Source organism: Actinopolyspora sp. BKK2, from assembly GCF_011291845.1.
In the GTDB taxonomy this organism is placed as follows: Bacteria; Actinomycetota; Actinomycetes; order Mycobacteriales; family Pseudonocardiaceae; genus Actinopolyspora; species Actinopolyspora saharensis.
Genome location: NZ_JAANTE010000009.1, coordinates 165,215 through 189,571, shown reverse-complemented (window position 1 = coordinate 189,571; position 24,357 = coordinate 165,215). Strand labels below are relative to the sequence as shown.

The 24,357-nt window shown below is 67.7% G+C and carries 19 protein-coding genes and 2 tRNA genes; 13 read left to right on the top strand and 8 right to left on the bottom strand.

Annotated features, from left to right (window positions below):
• Positions 1-56 precede the first annotated feature (56 nt).
• Both G9Q41_RS18035 and G9Q41_RS18030 read left to right on the top strand, forming a co-directional pair.
• Positions 57-1,340, top strand: coding sequence for a PLP-dependent aminotransferase family protein (locus G9Q41_RS18035; protein ID WP_165633134.1), 1,284 nt, complete (start codon positions 57-59; stop codon positions 1,338-1,340).
• Between the two features lie 115 nt (positions 1,341-1,455).
• A complete protein-coding gene (locus G9Q41_RS18030; protein ID WP_092525083.1) occupies positions 1,456-2,400 on the top strand; it encodes a D-alanine--D-alanine ligase in 945 nt (314 codons plus the stop codon).
• A 625-nt stretch (positions 2,401-3,025) separates the two neighbouring features.
• Here G9Q41_RS18030 and G9Q41_RS18025 read toward each other — a convergent pair.
• The 8 genes from G9Q41_RS18025 to rpmH form a co-directional block, all read right to left on the bottom strand.
• Positions 3,026-4,039, bottom strand: coding sequence for a ParB/RepB/Spo0J family partition protein (locus G9Q41_RS18025; protein WP_092525081.1), 1,014 nt, complete (start codon positions 4,037-4,039; stop codon positions 3,026-3,028).
• Complete coding sequence (locus tag G9Q41_RS18020; RefSeq protein ID WP_092527794.1) at positions 4,036-4,971, bottom strand: ParA family protein; 936 nt, start codon at positions 4,969-4,971, stop codon at positions 4,036-4,038. Before G9Q41_RS18020 ends, G9Q41_RS18025 begins: the two co-directional genes overlap by 4 nt.
• A gap of 65 nt (positions 4,972-5,036) precedes the next feature.
• Entirely contained in the window at positions 5,037-5,873 is an 837-nt protein-coding gene (gene rsmG / locus G9Q41_RS18015) for a 16S rRNA (guanine(527)-N(7))-methyltransferase RsmG (protein ID WP_165633046.1), read from the bottom strand.
• Between the two features lie 205 nt (positions 5,874-6,078).
• Complete coding sequence (locus tag G9Q41_RS18010; RefSeq protein WP_165633045.1) at positions 6,079-6,636, bottom strand: R3H domain-containing nucleic acid-binding protein; 558 nt, start codon at positions 6,634-6,636, stop codon at positions 6,079-6,081.
• Between the two features lie 31 nt (positions 6,637-6,667).
• Positions 6,668-7,627, bottom strand: coding sequence for a membrane protein insertase YidC (gene yidC / locus G9Q41_RS18005; protein ID WP_165633044.1), 960 nt, complete (start codon positions 7,625-7,627; stop codon positions 6,668-6,670).
• Positions 7,628-7,639: 12 nt separating this feature from the next.
• A complete protein-coding gene (gene yidD / locus G9Q41_RS18000; RefSeq protein ID WP_092525074.1) occupies positions 7,640-7,954 on the bottom strand; it encodes a membrane protein insertion efficiency factor YidD in 315 nt (104 codons plus the stop codon).
• Positions 7,954-8,457 (bottom strand): ribonuclease P protein component, encoded by a 504-nt coding sequence (rnpA, locus tag G9Q41_RS17995; protein ID WP_092525072.1) that lies wholly within the window; start codon positions 8,455-8,457, stop codon positions 7,954-7,956. Before rnpA ends, yidD begins: the two co-directional genes overlap by 1 nt.
• A gap of 13 nt (positions 8,458-8,470) precedes the next feature.
• A complete protein-coding gene (gene rpmH, locus G9Q41_RS17990) occupies positions 8,471-8,614 on the bottom strand; it encodes a 50S ribosomal protein L34 (RefSeq protein ID WP_083921486.1) in 144 nt (47 codons plus the stop codon).
• A 640-nt stretch (positions 8,615-9,254) separates the two neighbouring features.
• Between rpmH and dnaA the strand changes: the two genes are divergently transcribed.
• The 11 genes from dnaA to G9Q41_RS17940 all read left to right on the top strand — a co-directional run bounded on the left by dnaA (position 9,255) and on the right by G9Q41_RS17940 (position 24,269).
• On the top strand, positions 9,255-11,132 hold the full coding sequence (gene dnaA / locus G9Q41_RS17985) for a chromosomal replication initiator protein DnaA (RefSeq protein ID WP_165633043.1): 1,878 nt from the start codon (positions 9,255-9,257) through the stop codon (positions 11,130-11,132).
• A 1,188-nt stretch (positions 11,133-12,320) separates the two neighbouring features.
• Positions 12,321-13,445 carry a DNA polymerase III subunit beta gene (dnaN, locus tag G9Q41_RS17980; RefSeq protein ID WP_092525068.1) on the top strand — a complete coding sequence of 375 codons (1,125 nt, stop codon included), beginning with the start codon at positions 12,321-12,323 and terminating at the stop codon, positions 13,443-13,445.
• 94 nt (positions 13,446-13,539) lie between these two features.
• On the top strand, positions 13,540-14,427 hold the full coding sequence (gnd, locus tag G9Q41_RS17975) for a phosphogluconate dehydrogenase (NAD(+)-dependent, decarboxylating) (RefSeq protein ID WP_092527791.1): 888 nt from the start codon (positions 13,540-13,542) through the stop codon (positions 14,425-14,427).
• A 245-nt stretch (positions 14,428-14,672) separates the two neighbouring features.
• Positions 14,673-15,842 (top strand): DNA replication/repair protein RecF, encoded by a 1,170-nt coding sequence (gene recF, locus G9Q41_RS17970; protein ID WP_092525066.1) that lies wholly within the window; start codon positions 14,673-14,675, stop codon positions 15,840-15,842.
• Positions 15,832-16,479: a DciA family protein gene (locus tag G9Q41_RS17965; protein ID WP_207631138.1), complete on the top strand. Its 648-nt coding sequence runs from the start codon at positions 15,832-15,834 to the stop codon at positions 16,477-16,479. Before recF ends, G9Q41_RS17965 begins: the two co-directional genes overlap by 11 nt.
• 341 nt (positions 16,480-16,820) lie before the next feature.
• Positions 16,821-18,794, top strand: a complete 1,974-nt coding sequence (gene gyrB, locus G9Q41_RS17960; RefSeq protein WP_092525064.1) for a DNA topoisomerase (ATP-hydrolyzing) subunit B — start codon at positions 16,821-16,823, stop codon at positions 18,792-18,794.
• A 218-nt stretch (positions 18,795-19,012) separates the two neighbouring features.
• Complete coding sequence (gene gyrA / locus G9Q41_RS17955; RefSeq protein WP_165633041.1) at positions 19,013-22,774, top strand: intein-containing DNA gyrase subunit A; 3,762 nt, start codon at positions 19,013-19,015, stop codon at positions 22,772-22,774.
• A gap of 53 nt (positions 22,775-22,827) precedes the next feature.
• Positions 22,828-23,688: a DUF3566 domain-containing protein gene (locus G9Q41_RS17950; protein WP_092525062.1), complete on the top strand. Its 861-nt coding sequence runs from the start codon at positions 22,828-22,830 to the stop codon at positions 23,686-23,688.
• 140 nt (positions 23,689-23,828) lie between these two features.
• Positions 23,829-23,902: transfer RNA gene (locus G9Q41_RS17945), tRNA-Ile, on the top strand.
• Between the two features lie 66 nt (positions 23,903-23,968).
• A complete protein-coding gene (locus G9Q41_RS22095; RefSeq protein ID WP_017972653.1) occupies positions 23,969-24,085 on the top strand; it encodes a DLW-39 family protein in 117 nt (38 codons plus the stop codon).
• A gap of 111 nt (positions 24,086-24,196) precedes the next feature.
• Positions 24,197-24,269 (top strand) — tRNA-Ala (locus tag G9Q41_RS17940).
• The last annotated feature ends 88 nt before the right edge of the window (positions 24,270-24,357 follow it).

The window sequence follows — 24,357 nt, the reverse complement described above, 5'->3', positions numbered from 1 at the left end:
AACCGGCCGAGCAGGCGTCGAACGAGTCGCAAGCCCCCGTCGCCCGCACGGGGAGCATGGGCAACCTCGACACCCACTCCGAACGGTATGCCGAGCGCACTGCGGGCATGACGGCTTCCGAGATCCGAGCGCTGTTCGCAGTGGCCAGCAGGCCCGAGGTGGTTTCCCTCGCCGGGGGGATGCCGAACCTGGCGGCTCTGCCACTGGACTCGCTGTCCGAGGAAGTCGCCCGACTGGTTTCCGAGCAGGGGCAGACCGCGCTCCAGTACGGCTCCGCGCACGGAGTTCCCGAGCTCAGGGAGCAGATCTGCGAGGTCATGGCCCTGGAGGGCATCTCGGCCCACCCGGACGACGTGATGGTGACCGTGGGCTCGCAGATGGCGCTGGACCTGGTCACCAGGATCTTCTGCGATCCGGGCGACGTGGTGCTGGCCGAGGGGCCGTCCTACGTGGGCGCCATGGGGGCCTTCGCCACCTACCAGGCCGACGTGGTGCACGTGGCCATGGACGAGCACGGACTGCGCCCGGACGCGCTGCGCCAGGCGATCGACGAGGTGCACCGCCAGGGCAAGAAGATCAAGCTCCTCTACACGATCCCCAACTTCCACAACCCGGCCGGCGTCACCCTCGCACCCGAGCGCCGCCCGGAGATCCTGGAGATCTGCTCGCGGAACGGCATCCTCGTGCTGGAGGACAACCCGTACGGACTGCTCGGCTTCGAGGGGCAGACCTACCCCTCGCTGCAGGCCCAGGACCCGGAGAACGTGGTCTATCTGGGATCGTTCTCCAAGATCTTCGCCTCGGGGATGCGCGTGGGCTGGGTGCTCGCCCCGCACGCCGTGCGCGAGAAGCTCGTGCTCGCCGCCGAATCGGCGACGCTGTGCCCGCCCACGTTGAACCAGATGATCGTCTCGCGGTACCTGAGCACCCACGACTGGCTCGGCCAGATCAAGGCCTTCCGCGAGCAGTACCGGGAACGCCGGGACGCCATGCTCGGCGCGCTCGAGCAGCACATGCCGGAAGGCTGCGAGTGGACCCACCCCGAAGGGGGCTTCTTCGTGTGGTTCACCGCACCGGAAGGCGTGGACGCCAAGGCGATGCTGCCGCGCGCGGTCACCCAGCGGGTGGCCTACGCCTCCGGCACCGGGTTCTACCGGGACCAGCTCGGAAGCAGGCAGATGCGGCTGTCCTTCTGCTACCCCACGCCGGAGCGCATCCGGGAAGGGGTGCGCAGGCTCGCGAACACGCTCAACGAGGAGATGGAGCTGCTGCGCACCTTCGGGTCGACCGGGCAGCGCGACATCTCGGGGCCGCAGGCCCCCTCACCGGACACGGCCTGAGAAGCTGACCGAGGTTTTCCGCTCCGCCCGCCCGGGCGGAGACGTCGAGACGTCACGTCCACTGCGCCCGCGGGGACTCCGCGGGCGCAGTGGACTTCGTTGTTCAGGAGTGGAATTGACCGATCGCTGGGTTGCCGTTCTCTCCGGCGGGCTGTCGCACGAGCGCGACGTCTCCCTGCGCTCCGGACGCAGGCTGTCCGCGGCGCTACGTTCGGCCGGACTCACGGTGACCGAACAGGACGCCGACCACGACTTGCTGCACCGGCTGCGCAACGAACGCCCCGACGCCGTGCTCGTCGCCCTGCACGGCGGAGAAGGGGAGAACGGCGCCGTGCAGTCGATTCTGGAGCTGCTCGACATCCCCTACGTGGGAACCGACCCGCGGGCCTGCCGCCGCGCCTGGGACAAGCCGACGGCCAAGGCGGAACTGGCCAGGGCCGGGCTGAACACCCCGGAGTGGACGGTGCTGCCGCAGTCCACGTTCCGCGAGCTGGGAGCCCAGCCGGTGCTGGACGCCCTGGTGGACAAGATGGGGCTGCCGTTGATGCTCAAGCCCGTTCAGGGCGGCTCAGCGCTGGGTGCACGGGTGGTCCGGGACCGGGCGGAGCTCCCCTCCGCGATGATGGGAACCTTCGCCTACGGCGACACTGTGCTGGCCGAGAAGCTCATCGAGGGCACCGAGATAGCCATCGGTGTCGTGGAGGAGTCGGACGGGCCGCACGCGCTCCCACCGGTCCGCATCGAACCCACCAACGGGATCTTCGACTACACGGCGCGCTACACCGCGGGACTCACCAGCTACCAGGCGCCGGCCGAGCTGTCCGCCGCGGCCACCGCGGAGGCCTCCGAGCTGGCCGTGTCCGCGCACCGCCTGCTCGGCCTGCGGGACGTCTCGCGCACCGACGCGATCGTGGATGCCGCGGGACGGGTGCACTTCCTCGAGGTGAACGTCTCGCCGGGACTGACCGAGACCTCCCTGCTGCCGATGGCGATCGAAGCAGCAGGGCGGAGTGTTGGAGAGGTATTCAGCAAGCTGGTCGAACACACCGTTGGTTCTTGAAGGTTCGGCGGCGCCGGTTGCGTGCGTGGTTGCCTAGCCGTCACGTGAGTCGGCGCCTTGCTGTGTTGGGCCGCTCTTGAGTAGCGACCTACGCGGCGAGCGGCCCGGCCGTGCAATGCATCCGACTCACGCACCGGAGCTTCTCCTCCTGCGTGGGCTGAAGCGCTTGCGTTGGGGTGGGGCTTTTTCGGCGGTGCCGACTGCGTGGGCTGAAGCGCTTGCGTTGGGGTGGAGGCTTTTGCGGGGACTGGCTTGGCGTAGGTAGCACTTGGCGGAGCCTCGGTCGGCGCTTGGTTGCGGGCTCCTCGACATCGGGTAGCGATCCAGGGGTAGCCGTTTCACGTGAAACTTCGCTTCGGAGGGAGTTCGGGGAGTCGGAGGCCCGCTGCGACAAATCGTCACCGTGACTGAATGTCCCCGGGTGAAAGATCGGGAGCTGTACACGGCGTCTCATCGCTCGCGGGCCGCTTCCGGAGTCGACCTTCCCCGATCGGATTGGACCAGCCCGAACACAATGAACCGCTCCGCGGTCACGCGAAACGCGCCACTGCGGAGCGGCTGCTGGGGGAGCGGGAATCCGCTCACGTGACGGCTCACCGGTCACATGAGCAAAGCACCGCCGGGTTCATTCGGAATCATCGGGAAGAAGCAGCGCGCTCAACCGACTGAGGTCCTCGGGGGAGCCGAACTCGACGACGATGCGTCCCTTGCGCTGCCCGGACTCGACCTTCACCCGAGTGTCGAAGCGATCGGCGAGCCGCTCTTCAAGCTCCTCCGCGCCCGCGAGCTCCATCTTGCCCCGCTGCTTGGGCTTCGGTTTCTCCGTCACCTCGCCCTTCTTCAGGGTCACCTGCTCCTCGGCCGCGCGTACCGAAAGTCCCTCCGCGACGATTCTCGTGGCTATCTCCTCCTGAGCCGCGGGGTCCTCCAGGCTCATCAGCGCCCGCGCGTGACCCGCGGAGAGCACTCCGGCCGCCACTCGGCGCTGCACGGGCAGCGGCAGCCGCAGCAACCGGATCGTATTGGTGATTACCGGCCTGCTGCGTCCGATCCGATCGGCCAACTCGTCATGGGTCACGCCGAACTCGTCGAGCAACTGCTGGTAGGCGGAAGCCTCCTCCAGCGGGTTGAGCTGCACCCGGTGGATGTTCTCCAGCAGCGCGTCCCGCAGCAGGGCGTCGTCCTTGGTCTTGCGGACTATCGCGGGCAGCGTCGCGAGCTCGGCGCGCTGGGCGGCGCGCCACCGCCGCTCACCCATGATGAGCTCGTACTGGCCCCCATCGAGTTCACGCACCACGATCGGCTGCATGAGGCCGAACTCTTTGATGGAGTGTTCCAGCTCGGCCAGCGCGTCCTCGTCGAACACCTGGCGCGGTTGCCGCGGATTCGGGGTTATGGCGGCTATCTCGACTTCGCGGTAAATCGCCCCGGCCACCTCCCCGCCTGTTTCACGTGAAACACCGGCGCGCTCCGCGCCCTGTTCCACGTCCTGTTCCGGCGTCTCCGGAGCCGTGCTCTCCTCCGGAGGCTTCGCGGGGGAGTCGTGGGCGGGAGTGTCCGCCTCCTGCTCCTCCTCGGTGGGACCGCTCGGGATGAGCGCGGCCAGTCCACGTCCCAAACCGCCACGACGCTCGGTCATGCCGTCTCCCTCTCCGTCCCTCGCTCGGCTATCTCGCGAGCAGCGTCCAGATAGCTCATCGAACCGCGGGATCCCGGATCGTAGCCGAGAATGGTCTGCCCGTACCCCGGAGCTTCGGAAATCTTGACGCTGCGGGGGATGACCGTGCGCAACGCCCGCTCGCCGAAGTAGCCGCGCACTTCCGCGGTGACCTGCTCGGCGAGCTTGGTGCGCCCGTCGTACATGGTCAGCAGCACGGTGGAGATCCCCAGGTTCGGATTCAGGTGGGACTGCACCAGCTCGATGTTGTTCAGCAGCTGCCCGAGCCCCTCCAGGGCGTAGTACTCGCACTGGATCGGGATCACCACTTCGTGCGCGGCCACGAGCGCGTTCACCGTGAGCAGTCCCAGCGACGGGGGACAGTCGATGAGCACGTAGTCGTAGTCGAGCTCGTCGAGCACTTCCGGAGTGAGCGCCTCACGCAACCGCGCCTCCCGCGCCACCATCGTGACCAGCTCGACCTCGGCGCCCGCCAGGTCGATGGTGGCGGGCACGCAGTCCAGGCGTTCGGACTGAGCGCTCCGCGCGGCGACATCGCTCACCCCGACGTTGCCGAGCAGCAGCTCGTACACCGAAGGCACCCCGGACTGGTGCTCCACGCCCAGCGCGGTGCTCGCGTTGCCCTGCGGGTCGAGGTCCACCACGAGCACGTTCAGCCCCTGGACCGCCAGCGCGGCCGCCAGGTTCACCGTGCTCGTCGTCTTGCCCACGCCGCCCTTCTGGTTCGCGACGGTCATGATCCGGCGCCGGTCCGGGCGGGGGAGTTGGGCGGCATCGGAATGCAGCGCGTCGGTCGTCTTCCTGCCCTCCTGCACGACCGGACTCCACCCGATTCCCTCGGAGGCAGTGGTCTCGGTCTGTGCTCCGTCGCTCGCCCCGCCGGGGAAGCGCATGCCGCCCACGGAGCGCCGCTGTGTTTCACGTGAAACACCGGGCTGGTTCGATTCCGGAGTCACCGTCACCGTTCCTTTCTCTTCCGCCGATTGTCGGCCCGACGTGCCCTTGAGCCGTTCACCTTCCGACCCGCGGCACCCGGCTCCGGGGTTTCCGCACGCCGTATCGCTACGACATTGGCCGGAGTCCGCAAGGCAGCGGCTCCGCACTCGCGAACCACCGCCCGCTCGCCACCGCGCCGCTCGATCGAAGCGCGATCCCGCTCCAGCTCCTCGGCGGCACTCGCGCCCTTCTGCGCGAGCAACCACCCTCCGGGGCGGAGCAGCGGCAGACACCACTCGGCGAGCCGGTCCAACGAACTCACAGCACGTGCCACCACGTAGTCGAAGTCGTACAACCGGGAACGAGTCGAGGTCTCCTCGGCGCGACCGCGAACCACGGCCAAGGGCAGCCCCAGCTCATCCGCGATCTCCTCCAACCAAGTGACCCTGCGTGCCATCGGTTCCAGCAAGGTGAGCTCCAGATCCGGGCGGGCGATGGCGAGCGGAATTCCCGGCAACCCCGCCCCGGACCCCACATCCACCACAGTGGCGCCCTCCGGAAGCAGTTCCGCGAGCACCGCGGAGTTGTACAGATGGCGTTCCCAGAGACGTTCTCCCTCCCTGGGGCCGATCAAACCACGCTGAACCCCGTCTGTCAGGAGACGTTCCGCGAATTTCTCCGCCAACTCCCGCCGAACTCCGAACAACTCCCGCTCCGGAGCACTGCCCGCGTCCTGCGGGTTCCCTTCCGCTCCGGTCGCCTCCTGCCACGTCCCTTCGACGGGCTCCGCGCCCCGAGCAGCGCCGCTCGCGGCCTCGTCCGACATCCCCCTGGACCCCTGCTCTCCGGTCACACTCATCCCCTCGTGATTTCGTGTTTCACGTGAAACCGCACAGCGCTCTCAGGCACTCTAGCCCGCCGCCACTCACGCGCGAAGGCGCGACCGGAAGCCTGTCGTGTTTCACGTGAAACGGGCCATACGAACAAGGCTGCCCCCGTGACTTCCGATCACGGGGGCAGCCTCTCACCAAAAGATCCACTCTTGCGTTTTACGCGCCGAGCAATCACTCGACCCGGTAAACGACCACCCGCCTGCTGGGTGGCTCACCATCGCCTTCGCTCGTGACTCCGGAAACGGCGGCAACCGCGTCGTGCACCACCTTGCGCTCGAAAGGAGTCATCGGGCGCAAACGCTGCGTCTTGCCGTCCTCGGCCACCTTCTCCGCGGTACGCCGGCCGAGCTCGGTGAGCTCGTCCCGCCGGTTCGCGCGCCAGCCGGCTATGTCCAGCATCAGCCTGCTGCGGACGCCGGTTTCCTGCTGAACGGCCAGCCGGGTCAGCTCCTGCATGGCCTCGAGCACCTCGCCCTGCGAACCGACGAGCTTCTCGAGGTCCTTGCCGCCTTCCACGCTCACCACGGCACGACCCGACTCCACGTCCAGATCGATGTCCCCGTCGTAATCGAGCAGGTCCAGCAGCCGTTCCAGGTAGTCACCGGCTATATCGCCTTCCCGCACCAGATCGGCCTCGCCGCTGCTACCCGACCCGGCGTCAGCGGCCTGTTCGGCACCACCGGCCACGGACTGCTCGTCCTGGCCGGCTTCCTGCACGGTCTCGGACACTGCCTGTCTCCTCTCTGGAGGTGCGACGGACTCACCGGCGCTCGTCCGGAGCATCCGTCTCGCTGGAACGATCTTCCGGTATTCCGGGCAATTCGGCTTGTTCGTCACTGCGGGAGCGCTCCGGCGGGTCTTCCGCGGAGACGACGGTCGAATCGACGACAGCGGCGGTCGCCGCGGAGTCCTCGGACGGAGCGCGCTGCGCTTCCTCCCTGTCGATGCGCCGGTACACGACGTACTGCTGTCCCAGGGTCCAGAAGTTGTTCGCCAACCAGTACAGCAGGATCGCCAGGGGGAGGAACGGTCCACCGATTATCGCGAACATCGGGAAGACCCACAGCACCATCCGGTTCATCATCGCCTGCTGACCGGGTGCTCCGAGACCGGACGAGCGCTGATCCGTGCGCTGTCGCTCAACCGAGTGACGAGAAGTGAAATGGGTCGCGACGGCGGCCGCGATCATCAGGGGAACGCCGACCAGCAGCATCGAGGCGCGGTCGGTTCCGAAGGAAGCGAGCTGCTCGGCGGGCGCGCTGATCACTGTGGACAGACTCGCGCCGAACAGGTGCGCGTCGAGGAACGAGTTCACCCCGGCCTCGCCGAAGACGAAGTTGCTGTCCTCCCCCGGGTGGAAGCCGTTGAGCACCTGGAACAGGCCGATGAACACCGGAACCTGCACCAGTATCGGCAGGCAGCCGCTGACCGGGTTGAACCCCTGCTCCGACTGCAACTTCTGCATCTCGCTCGCGAGACGCTGGCGATCGTGGGCGTACTCCTTCTGCAGCTCCTGTATCCGAGGAGCGACCTCCTGCATCTTGCGCATGGAGCGCACCTGGTGCACGAACGGCTTGAACAGCAGCGCTCGCAACGTGAAAACCAGGAAGATCACGGACAGGGCCCAGGCAAAGCCGCTGTCCGGATCGAGCAGCGATCCGAAGACCGAGTGCCAGAACCACAGAATGGCCGACACCGGGTAGTTTATGAAGTCCAGCACCTTGGCTACTCCTCAGCAGGGGGCTCGGTCCGCTTCGCTGTCACGCTGCTTCGGCGGTGGCACCGGATCGAGACCCCCTGGATGCCAGGGGCCACAGCGCAGCAGTCGCCACACACTCAACCAGCCGCCCCGCAACGCCCCGTGCGTGCGCAACGCTTCCACCGCGTAAGCGCTGCAACTCGGGTAGAACCGGCACATGGGCGGAAGTAGTGGTGAGATCACCTTGCGGTAGACGTGAACCGGCAGCAGCAACAGCCGTGCCACCGGGCTCGGCCGGGGCGCGGGCGCTACCGACTCGTCGAGTGCGCCGGACTCTTGCTCTGCCATTACGCGGGATCCGTGGATGGGTGATTACCACCACCTGCTGAATCACGGAGAGTCGGCAGACGCAGCTTGCGCATGGCCTTGTCGAGATCCCGTGCGAGCTCCTCGCTGGTGGAGGCCGCCGCAGGCGGCAGTGCTCTTACCACCACCAGTGTGCCAGCAGGCAACACCGCGATGCGCTCGCGCATCAAATGACGCAACTGCCGTGCCACCCGGTGTCTGCGCACCGCGTTTCCGACGGCCTTGCTGACGACGAAGCCCACCCTGGGGCGCTCGTGGTCGCCCAGGGTGGGCGAACTGTTCGAAGTATCGCTCTCGTGCGTGCCCTCGCCGCCCGTCCTGGATACGTCCGTGGCCGCGGCGACCGGTCGATCGGCCGCTCCGGACGCGGACGGGTCGCGCCTGAAGACATGCATCACGAGACGTGGCCTGCCGGCTCGACGTCCCCGGCGCACGACCAGGTCGAAGTCCTGGCTGCGCCTGAGCCGCGCTGCCGCTGGAAGCACGGCCCGTCTCCTATCAGGCGGTGAGTTGCTTACGACCCCTGCGGCGACGAGCGGCCACGATGGCGCGGCCGGCCCTCGTGTGCATCCGCTTCCGGAAGCCGTGGATCTTGGCCCGCTTACGGTTGTTCGGCTGGTAGGTGCGCTTGCCCTTGCTCACGGTCGGCTCTCCCGGTTACTACAGGCCAACCACGCGCCTTAACAAGGCACAAGATGGCCGGTGTGGCTCGGTCAAGTGTCCCCGCACTGGGTAGCGGAAGCGGCTGCGAGCAACATCCGCGCCGAGACCGAACACGACTGAGCGTGCAAGGCCCCGTGCGGACGAACCAGGCTCCGTGCCGCGAGGAAGTGTCGCTGACACGCACCAGGAAAACGCCCGCTTTGTGGCGGGGGACCTTACGAGGGTACTTATCCGCGCCACCGGACACACAGCCGGGGGCCCGGTGCCCGGCTCCGACGCCGGTGGATCGGGTGGTGACAAGGCGGCTGCGCCGCTTGCTCGACGCGCCCATCACGCGAACGACCTCCCGACGTCACACGATCGAGGCTGCCTCCGGGGGAGCGACACGCTTGAAAACCGTTCACCTCCCACCTGCGGCAACCCCGAGCACCGAGAGTCACTCGGTCTGTCGTACCTTCGGCAGCGCTGTGGACAACTATGTGGATATTTTGCCCGCCCGCACGTTGTGCACAGCGGAATCGATCCGTCTCCACGGAACACGCGCGGCCCGAGAACCGCATCACGAACCGACCGGCCCGGCACTACCGGCCACACACCAACGAGGGGAGGGGGCTCAGCGGTGTCCGACCACCAAGCCGATCTCGGCAGAGTCTGGGACGAGGTGGTGCACGAGCTGTCTTCTGGAACGCTCTCACCCCAGCAGCGCGCGTGGATGCGCGTCACGCGCCCCATCGGTCTGCTCGACGGCACCGCGCTGCTCGCAGCGCCCAGCGACTTCGCCAAGGAGGCGATCGAGCGCGCCCTGCGCGACCCGATCACCGAGGCGCTCTCGCGCAGGCTCGGCAGGGAGGTCTCCCTCGCCGTGAAGGTGGACACCGCCGTACCGGCCCCGACCCGCCCGGTCACCCCCCAGTCGATGGAGGAGGAGGAACCGGAGGACGAGCCTCCCCGGAACGAGTCCGCGGAGGAACCCGCGCAGCGGGAGGACAACCCCCTCGGCCAGGCCGAGCTGCCCTACGAGACCGGCTACGGCACCCAGCAGCCCACCCATCCACAGGCGATGCCGGGGCACTCCCCCGTCGGGGAACCGGAGGGCTGGCACGGCAGGCCGAGCGAGACCCGGCCGCGCCCGCACTCGCCCCACGAGACGGAGGACTACGGCAACACCGCCCACACGGGCTCGATCAGCGGGGCCTTACCAGCGAGCCCTCCCGAGCAGCAACGCCTCCCGCTGCCCCCGCAGGAGCCCACCCGCAACCCCGCGGCGTCGACCCCGGCCGGGACGAGCCCCCCGCTGAGCGGGGAGTCGGAGAGCGACTCCGAGCAGGAGGAGGACGAGGAGGGCGAAGCGCTCCAGGCGGCCAACGAGATCTGGCCGACCTTCGGCGGGGAGAACAAGCCCGAGCAGCAGCAGGGCCAGCCGTACACGGCACCCAAGAACGGCCCGCCGACCTCGCAGACGCGGCTCAACGCCAAGTACACCTTCGACACCTTCGTCATAGGCTCCTCCAACCGCTTCGCGCACGCCGCGGCCGTGGCCGGGGCGGAGGCGCCGGCCCGGGCCTACAACCCGCTGTTCATCTGGGGTGAGTCCGGGCTGGGCAAGACGCACCTGCTGCACGCGGTCGGGCACTACACCCAGCGGCTCTTCCCCGGGATGCGGGTGCGCTACGTCTCCACCGAGGAGTTCACCAACGACTTCATCAACTCGCTGCGCGACGACAGGCAGGTGGCCTTCCAGCGCCGCTACCGCGACGTCGACGTCCTGCTCGTCGACGACGTGCAGTTCCTGGAGGGCAAGGAGGGAACCCAGGAGGAGTTCTTCCACACCTTCAACACGCTGCACAACTCGAACAAGCAGATCGTGGTCTCCTCCGACCGCCCCCCGAAGAGCCTGCACACCCTGGAGGACCGGCTGCGGACCAGGTTCGAGTGGGGTTTGATCACCGACATCCAGCCGCCCGAGCTGGAGACGCGAATCGCGATCCTGCGCAAGAAGGCGGCCCAGGACCGACTGGCCGCCCCGGCCGAGGTGCTGGAGTTCATCGCGGCGCGCATCGAGCGCAACATCCGCGAGCTCGAGGGGGCGTTGATCAGGGTCACGGCGTTCGCCTCGTTGAACCAGCAGCCCGTGGACGTCCAGCTGGCCGAGATCGTGCTGCGCGACCTCATCCCGGACGACGCGCAGCCCCCGGAGATCAGCACGCAGACCATCATGTCCATGACCGCCGAGTTCTTCGGCGTGACCGTGGACGATCTGTGCGGGCCGGGCAAGACCAAGGCGCTGGCCCAGGCGCGGCAGATCGCCATGTACCTGTGCAGGGAGCTGACCGACTCGTCACTGCCCAAGATCGGCCAGAGTTTCGGCGGCCGGGACCACACGACGGTGATGCACGCGGACAAGAAGATCCGCAAGGCCATGGCCGAGCGGCGCCGCGTCTACGACCACGTGCAGGAGCTGACCGCGCGCATCAAGCAGCAGGCCTCCTTCCTGTGAACCGGTGAACCCACCGCTGCCGCGAGCTCACCGGTGGGGCCGTGAGCAGGCCCGACTCCACCGGTGAGCGGTTTCCGCCCGCGCCTTCCACAAGCCTTGCGCGGGACTCGCCGCAGACCGGGCGAGGCCACCGGACGTCCCGCCGCCCGTCGTCGGCCCCTCATCGACCAGCACCACGTGCCGGGCGAGCGCTCAGCGCGTCCACAGCACCGCGGGAAGCGACCGGCCCCTTCGAACGAGTCCTGATCCCGTCGGAGGTGACCGCGGGAGTCGTGGATCTTCGGCGGACACGCCGGTGATCAGTGCTGGAGGAGACGTGGATCACGGTATAGCTTCGATCAGCACTGGGTGATCTCGGCAGGCGGACACCGCGAAAGCGGACGAAACGGGTGGGGCGATCTTGTGCACAGCCGTGGGGCCACTTTCCGTGAAGGGCTCGCGCAAAGATCACCCACATGTGAATTTCCACATCCGAAGCCGCCTGAAAATCACTCGAAGGTGGGCTTGTGCACAGTCTCAACGCTCCCCAGGGCTGACCAGCGGCAGGGCCCAAACCGCCCACATGCTGTACACAAACCTTCCCGGGTTGCCCACAGGCGCTCCCCAAGTTGCCCACAAGATGTCCACAGATCTATCCACAACCTGATCGAGGGAAGCGGCGTTATCCACAGGCAGTGGGGACAACCTGGGCAAATCCTGGGGATCGACTGTGGATCAAACCCCCCTCAGCTGTGGACAGCTCGGCTTGTGGACAAATCAATCCACATCGAAGCTGATTCATCCCCAGATTGCCCACAAGAGCATCCACAGCGGTGTACAGCCAGTAAGCTGCGAAAAACCGGCTTGTCCCCAACATCCACAAGCCCTACTACGGTAACTGCTCTTCTAAATCTCCTTATAGGGAAGAAGAGAAGAAGAAGAGCGCGTGCGGACGTGGACAAGCGCCTCCCGCCGCCCTCGGACACGCCCGACTGGCCCCGGACCCGCGTAGTGAGCACACAGCGAACGCTCTACCGTGGAAGGCCCATCGAGCTTTTGAGAGCCGCCGGCGGAGTACCCACCCCGGTTGGGGTCCTCGGTACGACTCGGCCACGAACCCGCTTCGGTCCGCGGTAAGCACATCCGCATCCCGTTCGATCAGGCTCTCCTCGGCAGCAGCGCCAGGGGAGCGGAACCGAAAGGACACTCATGAAGATCCGTCTGGAACGTGACGGTCTCGCCGATGCTGTCGCCTGGGTCGCCCGCAGCCTGCCTTCGCGCCCACCGGTTCCCGTGCTGGGCGGGATGTTGCTGGACGCCGAGACCGAGGGCAAGCTGACGATCTCGGGCTTCGACTACGAGGTCTCCGCCCAGGTCGGGGTGGACGCCGAGGTCGAGTCCTCCGGGCGCACGCTGGTCTCCGGGCGGTTGCTGGCCGACATCACCAAGGCGCTGCCCCAGCGCCCCGTGGAGATCACCGTCGACGGCTCCAGGGTGAGCATCTCCTGCGGCAGCTCCCGCTTCAGCCTCCCCACGATGCCCGTCGAGGACTATCCACAACTTCCGCAGATGCCCGAGCTGGCCGGTTCCGTGGCCGGGGACGCCTTCAGCTCGGCCGTCGCCCAGGTCGCGGTGGCAGCGGGCAAGGACGAGACGCTGCCCATGCTCACCGGGGTGCGCGTCGAGATCAACGAGGACCAGCTGACGCTGGTGGCCACCGACCGCTTCCGGCTGGCCATGCGCGAGCTGAACTGGCAACCGGCCGGTTCGGCCGAGGACACGGCCGTGCTGGTGCCAGCCCGCACGCTCTCCGAGTCGGCAAAGACCCTCGGCGGCTCCGGCACCACGGTCGAACTCTCCCTGGCCTCCTCCGACGGGCTGCTCGGCCTGTCCGGAACGACCCGGCGCAGCACCACCCGGTTGCTCGACGCGGAGTTCCCCCCGTACCGCAAGCTGCTGCCCGACGAGCACGCCGCCTCGGCCGTGGTCGAGGTCGGCGCGCTGGTCGACGCCATCAAGCGTGTTTCGCTCGTCGCCGAGCGCGGTACCCAGGTACGGCTGGAGTTCTCCGAGACGAGCCTGCGGCTGACCGCGGGAGGTGACGACGAGGGCAGCGCCGAGGAGGAGCTGCCGATCGAGTTCGACGGTGAACCGCTCACGATCGCGTTCAACCCGTCGTACCTGCAGGACGGGCTCGCCGCGCTGAAGACCGATCGCGCGCGAATGCTGTTCACGACCTCGAGCCGGCCCGCGGTCATCAAGCCGGTCGACGACGAGGGGGAGACCGTGCCCGGCTATCTGTACCTGCTCATGCCGGTTCGGATGCCGAGCTGAGGCGTCCGGGTGCTCGCGGGGCGTGGCGGCACGTCCCGCGAGCGCTCCGGTTCGGCGCCTTTTGCGAAAAATGGAGTGTGAAAGGGAGTTCTTGGTGCAACTGGGTCTGGTCGGCCTCGGCAAGATGGGTTTCAACATGCGCGAGCGGTTGCGCGCCGGGGGCCACGAGGTCGTCGGCTACGACCGTGATCCGCAGGTCACCGACGTGTCCTCGATAGCGGGGATGGTGGAGAAACTCTCGCCGCCGCGCACCGTGTGGGTGATGGTTCCGCACGGGGAACCGACCAAGAGCACCATCCGCGAACTGGCCGGGCTGCTCGAGTCCGGCGATCTCGTCATCGAGGGCGGGAACTCCCCCTACAGCGACGACCAGGAGAACTCCGCGCTGCTGGCCGAGTACGGGATCTCCTACGTCGACGTCGGCGTCTCCGGAGGAGTCTGGGGCGCCGCCAACGGGTACGGCCTGATGGCGGGCGGTGACGCCGCCGACGTCGAACGGGTGCTTCCCGTGTTCGACACGCTGCGCCCGGAGGGCGAGCGGGCCAGGGGCTTCGTGCACGCAGGCCCGGTGGGTGCGGGGCACTACGCCAAGATGGTGCACAACGGCATCGAGTACGGGCTCATGCAGGCCTACGCGGAGGGCTTCGAGCTGCTGGCCGCCTCGGACGTGGTCACCGACGTGGCAGGCACGATCAAGGCGTGGAGCCACGGGACGGTGGTGCGCTCCTGGCTGCTGGACCTGCTGGTCCGGGCCATGGAGGAGGACCCGGAGCTGGAACAGCTGCAGGGCTACGTCACCGACTCCGGCGAGGGCAGGTGGACCGTGGAGGAGTCCATCAACAACGCCGTGCCCACCCCCGCGATCACCGCGGCGCTGTTCGCCCGCTTCGCCTCCAGGCAGGACGACTCGCCCGCGATGAAGGCGGTCGCGGCCCTGCGCAACCAGTTCGGCGGGCACTCGGTCAAGCCCAACGACGACTGACCGGGGCGCTTTTCGAGTTTCCGGCCGAGTTGAGGGGTTGGCCGGGGTTTCCCCTCCGCGCGGACAGCGCCGGAACGTCCCCCGCGCCAAGCCGAGTGGTCGTGGTTCTCTCGTGAACGAGGCCCGACGCCGACGTGGCCAGTGGGCCGCTCGAGGTCGGGCCCGCCCGGAAGCGGGAGCCCGCGAGAGGTCCCGTCGACCGAGCACCTACGCCAGCCGCCCCGGAAGAGCTCCATAGGACCGCCGTGCACGTACGCCATCTCCAGCTCACCGACTTCAGGTCCTGGCAGCAGGTGGATCTCCCGCTGTCTCGGGGGGCCACCGCGCTGATCGGAGCCAACGGTCAGGGCAAGACGAACCTCGTGGAAGGACTCGCCTACATCGCCACCCTCGGTTCCCACCGGGTTTCCACGGACGCGCCGCTGATCCGGCACGGGGCGCAGCGCGCGGTCGCCAGGGCGGCCGTGGTCAACGAGGACCGCGAGCTGCTGGTCGAGCTGGAGATAGCGCAGGGGAAGGCGAACCGGGCGCGGATCAACCGCGGTTCACCGACCCGTCCCCGCGACGCGCTCGGGATCCTGCGCACGGTCCTGTTCGCCCCGGAGGACCTGACGCTGGTGCGCGGCGATCCCACTCAGCGACGCTCCTTCCTCGACGAGCTGCTGGTCGCCAGGGCTCCGCGCTACGCGGGCGTGCGCTCCGACTACGAGAAGGTGCTCCGGCAGCGCGGTGCCCTGCTGAAGTCGGCCGGGCGGGGTGCGGGACCCGACGACCTGCGCACCCTCGAGGTCTGGGACGGGCACCTGGCCAGGTGCGGAGCCGAGCTGCTCGCGGGCAGGCTGGACCTGGTCGCCGATCTGGAGCCGCACGTGACGCGCTCCTACGCGGAGGTGGCAACCGGGGACCCCGCGGCCGCGGAGGAGTCCGCGACCAGCGCGGCGCGGTTGGCCTACCGGAGCAGCGTGGAGGACCTTCCCGCGGACGGCGGGACTCCGGGCGGGCAGCGGGTCGATCCGGCCGCTGTCGAATCGGCGCTGCTCGAGCAGCTCCGGCGGGTGCGCAAGCAGGAGCTGGAGCGCGGGGTCTGCCTGGTCGGCCCGCACCGGGACGATCTGGAGCTCGTGCTGGGGCGGACCCCGGCCAAGGGCTATGCCAGTCACGGCGAGTCGTGGTCGTTCGCCCTGGCGTTGCGCCTGGCCTCCTACCACCTGCTGTCCGAGGATGGTGCCGAGCCGGTGCTGATCCTCGACGACGTGTTCGCCGAGCTCGACTCCCGACGTCGTGCGCGGCTGGCGCGCTCGGTGTCCGGGGCCGAGCAGGTTCTGGTCACGGCGGCCGTCCCCGAGGACGTGCCGACCGAGCTTTCCGGCGTTCGTTTCGACGTGCGTGACGGGGAGGTTAGCCATGTCGAGTGAGTTCTCCGAAGAGGCACCCGAACGGGGGAGTGGTCCCGTGGAGGGTTCCTCCGGAGGGGAGACCGCTGAGTCCGGTCGCGGCAGTCCCGGCGGTTCCGGTGAACGGGCGAGCCGCGGTGGGGACTCCGCTCGCGCGGACGGCACGAGCGGTCAGGACCTGGCCCGCGCGGCGCTGCGCGCGGCCAGGCAGCGTTCCGGCGGGAGCGGGCGTCCCCCGGACGGGCGCAGGAGGGCTCCTTCCCGGCGGAGGCGCGGCTGGTCCGGTGCCGGGGAGGACGATCAGCGTGATCCGCAGGCATTCGGCCGGCTGGCCTCCCGGTTGGCCAGCGACCGCGGCTGGTCGGACCGGCTGGCCGGGGGGCACCTCTTCGGCAGGTGGACCGAGCTGGTCGGGGACGAGATAGCCGCGCACAGCAAGCCCGTGGAGCTGCGCGAAGGGGTGTTGACCCTGCAGGCCGAGTCCACGGCGTGGGCCACCCAGTTGCGCTTGCTGCAGCGTCAGATCGTGCAGCGCATCTCCGACGGGCTCGGGCAGCGGCTGGTGCGCAGCATCAGGGTGCAGGGCCCGGCGGCCCCGAGCTGGCGTTATGGTCCACGACACGTTCAGGGCAGGGGCCCGCGCGACACCTACGGGTGAGTGCTCGTGCTCGTGGAGCCGCGCTCTTCCCCCGTTCGGGGGTGGGATCGGACGGAGCGGGTCGATGCGGTCAGAATCTTCGTATCGGTCTCGCCGCCCTGTAAAGGTGTCCTGATCCGTTTCGGGAGCTCTGTGAGCAATTCAGGGGTGTCCTTGGCGGGTTCCTGACATGGCCGACCAGTAGAATGGTGACGGGTCCGGCCCGACGGCCTCGTGCGAGGCGGTCGCGTCGGGCATTGGCAGGGGTCGTGTCCGACCCGAGCCCGCGCCGGCGGCTTCGCCGATCCCGTCCGCGCAGGCTCCAGACTCAAGCAATTCGGCTCTAGGAGACTCCGAGGCCCGTGACAGCGAAGAAGAACGAATACAGCGCTTCATCCATCACCGTTCTCGAGGGCCTTGAGGCAGTCCGCAAGCGTCCCGGCATGTACATCGGTTCGACCGGGGAACGGGGCCTGCACCACCTGGTGCAGGAGGTTGTGGACAACTCGGTGGACGAGGCCATGGCTGGGCACGCCAGCGAGGTCACCGTCACCCTCCTCGCGGACGGTGGTGTGCAGGTCACCGATGACGGCCGCGGCATCCCGGTGGACGAGCACCCCGTGGAGAAGAAACCGACGCTGGAAGTCGTGCTGACGATGCTGCACGCGGGCGGCAAGTTCGGCGGCGACAGCTACGCGGTTTCCGGCGGTCTGCACGGTGTCGGTGTTTCCGTGGTCAACGCCCTGTCCACGGCACTGGAGGCCGAGGTCTTCCGGGACGGCTACGTGTGGCGGCAGCACTACCAGGACTCCAAGCCGGTCTCGGCCCCCGAGCGCGGGGAGCGCACCGACAAGACCGGAACCAGGATCACGTTCTGGGCGGATCCGGCGACGTTCGAGACCACGCGCTACGACGCCGAGACCATCGCGCGCAGGCTGCAGGAGATGGCCTTCCTGAACAAGGGGCTGCGCATCGTGCTGCGCGACGAGCGCGCCGCGGCCGAGGACACCTCGGGCGAGGACGCCGCGGGGGAGGCGGCCGCGGCCTCCGAGCGCGTCTTCCACTACCCCGGTGGGCTCGAGGACTTCGTCGCGCACATCAACCACACGAAGGAGCCCATCCACAAGAAGATCGTGAGCTTCAGCTCCGCGGGTGAGGGCCACGAGGTCGAGATCGCGCTGCAGTGGAACGGCGGTTTCCAGCAGTCGGTCTACACCTTCGCCAACACGATCAACACCCACGAGGGCGGGACCCACGAGGAGGGCTTCCGCGCGGCGCTGACCAGGGTGGTCAACGCCTACGCCAAGGACAAGAAGCTGCTCAAGGACAAGGACAGCAGCCTGACCGGCGACGACGTCCGCGAGGGGCTCGCCGCGATCATCTCGGTCAAGGTCTCCGAACCGCAGTTCGAGGGGCAGACCAAGACCAAGCTCGGCAACACCGAGGTCAAGTCCTTCGTGCAGACCACGGCCTTCGAGTGGCTCAGCGACTGGTTCGAGCGCAACCCGGCCGACGCCAAGGCCATCATCAACAAGGCCGTCTCCTCGGCGCAGGCCAGGGTGGCCGCGCGCAAGGCCAAGGACCTGGTGCGCCGCAAGTCCGCGATGGACATCGGCGGGCTCCCCGGCAAGCTCAAGGACTGCCAGTCCAACAACCCGGACGAGTGCGAGCTCTACATCGTGGAGGGCGACTCGGCCGGTGGCTCGGCCAAGGAGGGCAGGGAGTCCCGCTACCAGGCGATCCTGCCCATCCGCGGGAAGATCATCAACGTGGAGAAGTCCCGGATCGACAAGGTCCTCAAGAACAACGAGGTGCAGTCGATCATCACCGCGCTGGGGACCGGCATCCACGACGAGTTCGACCTGTCCAAGCTGCGCTACAACAAGGTCGTGCTCATGGCCGACGCCGACGTGGACGGCCAGCACATCCGCACCCTGCTGCTGACGCTGCTGTTCAGGTTCATGCGACCGCTGATCGAGAACGGTCACGTGTACCTGGCGAGCCCGCCGCTGTACAAGATCAAGTGGCCGCGCTCCCAGCCGCAGTACGTCTACAGCGAGCGGGAGCGCGACGCCGCGATGGAGCAGGGCGCCAGCGAGGGGCGCAAGCTCCCCAAGGAGGAGGGGATCCAGCGGTACAAGGGGCTCGGCGAGATGAACGCCAACGAGCTCTGGGAGACCACGATGGACCCCGACCACCGGGTGCTGATGCAGGTGACCCTGGACGACGCGGCCACGGCCGACGAGCTGTTCAGCGTGCTGATGGGTGAGGACGTCGAGGCGCGGCGCTCGTTCATCACCCGCAACGCCCGCGGGGTCCGCCTCCTCGACGTCTGAGCGGGTCGGCGACTCGGTTGGCTCGGGTGGGGTGCTTCGGCGCCGGAGCACCGGAGGAACGCACCCGAGCGGAGAACTTCGACGAGCGTCCGTCCGGGCGGGGATCCCGCCGCCGGACGGACTCCGAGCGAAGCCTGACGAACTCGTGCGACCGCTCGAAACGATCCAGGATCGTCCGGGCGGGCCGCCACAGCCAATTCACTGAGAAGAAGGACGGTATGACCGAGACCTTGCCTCCCGAGGGTGGCCGCGTCGAGCCGGTCGATCTCCAGCAGGAGATGCAGAACTCCTACATCGACTACGCCATGAGCGTGATCGTGGCCCGGGCCCTGCCGGACGTGCGCGACGGCCTGAAACCGGTGCACCGCCGCGTGCTGTACTCCATGTACGACTCGGGACACCGGCCCGATCGCTCCTACGTGAAGTGCTCGCGCGTGGTCGGCGACGTGATGGGCAACTACCACCCGCACGGTGACTCGGCGATCTACGACACCCTGGTCCGACTGGCCCAGCCGTGGTCGATGCGCAACGTGCTCATCGACGGCCAGGGCAACTTCGGCTCCCCCGGTAACGATCCGGCCGCCGCCATGCGCTACTGCGTCGCAGGTGACACCAGGGTGAAACTGGCGCACGGTGCCTCGGTTCGAATCGCGGACGTCGTCCGCGGGGCCGAACCGAACAGCGACAACGAGATCGACCTCAAGGTGCAGGGCCGTTCCGGTGATCCGGTTCTGGCCGAGAAGTTTTTCCATTCCGGGAGCCACCCGACACTCAAGTTGAGCACCAAGGGTGGCTACGAGCTGACCGGCACGCACAACCACCCCGTGCTGTGCCTGACGAAGGTGCTCGGAGTCCCGACGCTGGTGTGGAAGCTCCTCGAGGAGATCCAGCCCGGTGAGTACATCGCCATGCAGCGGACCGAGCCTCCGCAGGACGATGCGCTCGTGGACGAGCGGGACTGGGACCGGGCTTTGCTGGCGGGAGCCTTCGTCAGCGAAGGGTTCGTTTCGCAGAACCGTGCCGGTTTCAACAACCTGGACGAGAGCTTCTTCCGCTATGTCGTAAACCTCTACGACGCTGTGGTCGGTGGGCCGAGGTACGTCTCCTCCCGGAAGATCGATTCCGGCAGCATCATCCACGAGCTCGATGTTCATGATCTGTCGAAGCTTCGTCGGAGCGTGCTCGCGGACCTGATCGGTCAACAGAGCGCGGAGAAGACGGTTCCCGAGTTCGTGTGGCACGGGGATCGGAACACCAAGCAAGCTTTCCTGGTCGGGCTGTTCACCGGTGACGGTTCGTGCTCCGGGCTGCCGCGCAACAGCATTCAGATCTCGTACTCCACCTACAGTGCTGAGTTGGCGAGCGAGGTACAGCAGCTGCTGCTCGAGTTCGGCATAGTGTCCGCGATCTCCGAGTACGCCCGCGGGGAGTACAAGGTCGTGATCAGCAATCGCAGAGATGCGCGGTTGTTCGCTTCCCGTGTCGGATTCGACAGCGTCAAGCAGCGGAAGCTTGCCGAGATCCTCGACGAGATTCCGCTGTCGAGCAGGGCCAAGAGCCACGACTACGTTCCGTTCGTCGCGGACTACATCCGGGAGAACGGTGCTGACCGTTGGACGGAAAGGAACTGGCTGCGGCGGCACAACGTCGACCGAGTCGAACGGTGGGAAACGAATCGTGAGGAGATCACGAGCCGTATAACCAACCGCGAGGTCCTCGACGTCGTCGAACCACTCGTGGACGGAAGGTTCTACTACGCCGAGGTCGATTCGGTGACCGAGGCGGGGGTGCAACCGGTCTACAGCCTCCGGGTGGACAGTGACGATCACGCTTTCGTCACCAACGGGTTCATCAGCCACAACACCGAATCCCGGCTGGCGCCGCTGGCGATGAGCATGCTGTCCGAGATCGAAGAGGACACGGTCGAGTTCTCGGACAACTACGACGGCCGCACCCAGGAGCCGGACGTGCTGCCGTCGCGCATCCCCAACCTGCTGGTCAACGGCGGTGGCGGTATCGCGGTCGGGATGGCGACCAACATTCCGCCGCACAACCTGCGCGAGGTCGCCGACGGGGTGGTCTGGGCGCTGGACAACCCGGAGGCCGAGGACGACGAGCTGCTCGAGGCGTTGATCGAGCGGATCAAGGGCCCTGACTTCCCCACCGACGGGCTGATCATGGGCACCAACGCGATCGCCGAGGCCTACCGCACCGGTCGCGGTTCGATCAGGATGCGTGCCGTGGTCGACATCGAGGAGGACGCCAAGGGGCGTGCCGCCCTGGTGATCACCGAGCTCCCCTATCAGGTGAACCCGGACAACCTGATCGAGAACATCGCCACGATGCACCGCGACGGCAAGCTCTCGGGCATCAGCGACATCGCGGACGAGTCGAACAACCGCCGCGGCATGCGCATCGTGATCACGCTCAAGCGGGACGCGATCCCGAAGGTCGTGCTCAACAACCTGTACAAGCACACCCAGCTGCAGACGACCTTCGGCGTGAACATGCTCGCCCTGGTCGACGGTGTCCCGCGCACGCTGCGCCTGGACCAGGTGATCCGCCACTACGTGCGGCACCAGATCGACGTGATCGTCCGGCGGACGAAGTTCCGGCTGCGCAAGGCCGAGCAGCGCGCGCACATCCTGCGCGGGCTCGCCGTGGCGCTGGACCAGCTGGACGAGGTGATCAACCTGATCCGGAGCTCGCCGACCGTGGACGAGGCGCGCACCGGTCTGATCGAGCTGCTCGGGATCGACGAGGACCAGGCCACGGCGATCCTGGAGATGCAGCTGCGCAAGCTGGCCGCCATGGAGCGGCAGAAGATCGTCGACGAGCTCGCCGAGATCGAGACGAGGATCGCCGATCTCAACGACATCCTGGCCAAGCCGGAGCGGCAGCGCGCTATCGTCCGCGCCGAGCTGATGGAGATCGTGGACAAGCACGGCACGGAGCGGCGCACCAGGATCGTCCCGTACGAGGGCGAGGTCTCCATGGAGGACCTCATCGCCGATGAGGACGTGGTGGTGACCATCACTCGCACGGGATACGCCAAGCGCACCCGCACGGATCTGTACCGGGCGCAGAAGCGCGGCGGCAAGGGTGTGCAGGGCGCCGCGCTGAAGCAGGACGACATCGTCTCGCACTTCTTCGTCTGCTCCACGCACGACTGGATCCTCTTCTTCACCAACAAGGGGCGGGTCTACCGCGCGAAGGCCTACGAGCTGCCGGAGGCGAACCGCACCGCGCGCGGTCAGCACGTGGCGAACCTGCTCGCCTTCCAGCCGGACGAGCACATCGCCCAGGTGATGCAGATCAAGGACTACACGGTCTCGCCGTACCTGGTGCTGGCCACCAAGAAGGGGCTGGTCAAGAAGTCCAAGCTCACCGACTTCGACTCCAACCGCTCCGGCGGGCTGATCGGGGTCAACCTCAAGGACGGTGACGAGCTGGTCGGAGCGGTGCTCTGCTCGCCGGAGGACGACCTGCTGCTGGTCTCGGCCGAGGGGCAGTCCATCCGGTTCAACGCCAGCGACGAGGTGCTGCGCCCCATGGGGCGGGCGACCTCGGGCGTGCTCGGCATGCGGTTCAACGCGGGCGACGAACTGCTGGCCATGGGCGTGGTCCGCGAGAACCGGTACGTGCTGGTCGCCACCCAGGGCGGCTACGCCAAGCGCACCCCGATCGACGAGTACCCCGTGCAGGGTCGCGGAGGTAAGGGTGTGTTGACCATTCAGCACGACGAAAAACGTGGCAGGCTTGTGGCAGCGCTCATCGCCGAACTCGACGACGAGCTCTACGCGATCACCTCCACGGGCGGGGTCATTCGCACCGCTGCCAAGGAGGTGCGGAAAGCCGGCAGGCAGACGAAGGGGGTCCGCTTGATGGATCTCGGTGAGGGCAACTCGCTGGTGGCCATCGCTCGTAACGCGGACGAGGCCGTCGATCCGGATGCCGCCGGGCCGGAGCAACGGAAGTAAGCCACGCGGAGGGCCCGGGTGGCAGACAGTCGACGATCAGTGAAGGATCGCTCGTGACATCTTCGGACAAGCCGCAGGAATCGGAGTCTCGTTCCACTGGTGAGCAGGACACGACCTCGACCACGACTACGACGGAGGCGACGGCAACCTCGGTTTCCGGGGGGATGTCCGCGGACACTGCCGACAGCGGTGTGGACGCGGGCGGTCGCGGCGACTCCGACAGCGAGGTCGACGGTTCCGAGCCTGCGCCGCCGTGGCAGCGCGTGACGAGCTCGACGAGTTCGTCGGGCTCGTCCGCTGCCCCGAGCGGTGGGAGTGGGCAGGAAGCCACGACGCGGGGCGCGCCCGAGTCGTCCGAAGCCCCCGCGGACACGGGGTCGGACTCCGAGGACACCCACAAGATCCCGCATCCGCTGCGGGGGAGTTCCGAGCCGGAGGAGGGGGCCGCTGCGGCGGAGTCGGCGCGTTCGAGCGTCTCGTTCTCCGCCATGGGGGGCGTGCGCGGTTCGGGCACGTCCGCCCAGGGGAGCAGCTCCAGGAGGCCGAACCGCGGTCCACGGCGCGCCAGTCTCCAGGTGCGCCGGGTGGATCCGTGGTCGGTGCTCAAGCTGGCCCTCGTGTTGAGCGTCACCCTGTTCTTCGTGTGGATGATCGCGGTCGCGGTGCTCTACGGGGTGCTCGGCGGCATGGGCGTGTGGGAACAGCTCAACGGCACGTTCAGCGATCTGACCCAGCCGGAGAACTCGTTGGCCGAACCCCTGATCAGCCCCGGACGGATCTTCGGCGTGGCCATGATCATCGGTGCGGTGAACATCGTGCTGATCACCGCGTTGGCCACGGTCGCCGGGTTCATCTACAACGTGGCGGCCGATTTCGTGGGCGGTGTCGAGCTGACACTGTCCGAACGCGAGTGACGGGTGGGTGCCCGGATGTTCGTTCGCGAGAATTTCCCAGCTCAGCGGCCTTGTTGTGCTGCAGTTGGGAGTCGGGACGCGCACTGGGCACCCCCCTTTGAACGCGATCGTGAGCTCGTGTAATGTGTGCAGTGCACGCAGGGCCTATAGCTCAGTCGGTTAGAGCGCTTTGCTGATAACGAAGAGGTCGGAGGTTCAAGTCCTCCTAGGCCCACGTGGCACGTGCCGCCGCTGCGAGTATCGTGGCGGCGGCATACGTTCGTAGTAGGAGGCATCCGAAGTGAAGAAGCTGCTCATCCTTGCTGCTGTTGCAGGTGCGGTCCTGTTCGTCGTTCGGCGCAAGAGTGCGGCCAAGGCGGAGGCCGACCTGTGGCGCGAGGCCACGGCCGAGGCCTGAGCAGGCCGACCGGTCCATGGTTCGCCCCTGCTTCGGAGCTGATCCTTCGGATGGTCACCGATTCGGGCGCCGTTGTCGCACGTCGGCCGGTGAGGATTCGACGTGGCGGACGGGGACGTAGCTCAATCGGCAGAGCACCGCTTTTGCAAGGCGGGGGTTAGGGGTTCGATTCCCCTCGTCTCCACATCGAGGCCCGGTGGACGCGACTGCGTCCCCGGGCCTTTTTCGTGTCCCCCGTGGGGGCGCCCCGGAGGGCTCGTGGCGGAGCTCCG

What these genes read in the sequence shown, in the direction of transcription:
- rsmG (WP_165633046.1), bottom strand. Translation starts at nt 5,873, where the DNA reads ATGAGTGTGACCGGAGAGCAGGGGTCCAGGGGGATGTCGGACGAGGCC.
- yidD (WP_092525074.1), bottom strand. Translation starts at nt 7,954, where the DNA reads ATGGCAGAGCAAGAGTCCGGCGCACTCGACGAGTCGGTAGCGCCCGCG.
- gyrA (WP_165633041.1), top strand. Translation starts at nt 19,013, where the DNA reads ATGACCGAGACCTTGCCTCCCGAGGGTGGCCGCGTCGAGCCGGTCGAT.
- dnaN (WP_092525068.1), top strand. Translation starts at nt 12,321, where the DNA reads ATGAAGATCCGTCTGGAACGTGACGGTCTCGCCGATGCTGTCGCCTGG.
- G9Q41_RS17965 (WP_207631138.1), top strand. Translation starts at nt 15,832, where the DNA reads ATGTCGAGTGAGTTCTCCGAAGAGGCACCCGAACGGGGGAGTGGTCCC.
- G9Q41_RS18025 (WP_092525081.1), bottom strand. Translation starts at nt 4,039, where the DNA reads ATGACCGAGCGTCGTGGCGGTTTGGGACGTGGACTGGCCGCGCTCATC.
- G9Q41_RS18035 (WP_165633134.1), top strand. Translation starts at nt 57, where the DNA reads ATGGGCAACCTCGACACCCACTCCGAACGGTATGCCGAGCGCACTGCG.
- G9Q41_RS18020 (WP_092527794.1), bottom strand. Translation starts at nt 4,971, where the DNA reads ATGCGCTTCCCCGGCGGGGCGAGCGACGGAGCACAGACCGAGACCACT.